Raw genomic sequence first — 820 nt, forward strand, 5'->3', positions numbered from 1 at the left:
TGGCAGATTCTTTGGCGGCAGTTGCGCTGGCTTTGTAAGAGTCCTTGCTGCTCTTGGCCATCGCTTTGGTGATGGTTGCCCATGCCTTCTGAATATCGGCGCCGTCCTGCTCTACCTGATCCTTGAAACCTTTGGAGATCGCATAGATGGCCCCGGTCGCCTCGCGGATTTTGGCAGCCAGAGCATCAGCCCCAACAGCATCAAGCAGTTTTGCCCAACCACTGAGAATGGTTGCATAGGCAGCCGTGGCGGTCATTGCCAGTGTTGACAGGCCTGCAGTGATACCATTCCAAACCAGTTGGATACTGGCGCCAACAACAGTTAACCCCTGAGTGAAGGCGCGGATGTTATCAATGGTTGCAGTGAGACTTTCGCCGCCATCTTTGATGATAGTGGAGAAGAAGTTACTGATATCAGCAGCAGCCTGTTGCAGCTTGCCATTGCCGTTGAGCTCATCAAATTTGTTGTTGAGATCATCCAGAAACTGCAGGCCAACCTCATACAGACCTGAATCGGCAATTTTTTGCTGAAACAATTCCCAATTGTTTGACAGCACATTGACCTGACCAGAAAGGCGCTCGAGTGATTTGGCGGCTTGGCCGGTGGCGCCCTTGCCCATTTCCTCAAACAGGGCTTGGATAGTTTCACGCCCGAGTTTGCCTTGTTCTGAAAGCTTTGAAAGCTGCACAGTGTTCTTGCCGGTCACTTTCTCCAGCAGCTCCCACACGGGCACGCCACGCTCAACAAGCTGCAGTATCTCTTCCCCTTGCAGCTTTTGTTTAGCCCACGCCTGGCCGACGGCAAGGATGATGCCCTCTAA

At 52.7% G+C, this 820-nt stretch carries 1 protein-coding gene; it reads right to left on the bottom strand.

Annotation, left to right across the window (positions count from 1 at the left end):
- The coding region (locus HCX89_RS22620) for a tape measure protein (RefSeq protein WP_167717523.1) at positions 1–820 on the bottom strand (820 nt) is incomplete at both ends.

Source organism: Shewanella sp. Iso12 (assembly GCF_012030025.1).
GTDB lineage: Bacteria > Pseudomonadota > Gammaproteobacteria > Enterobacterales > Shewanellaceae > Shewanella > Shewanella algae.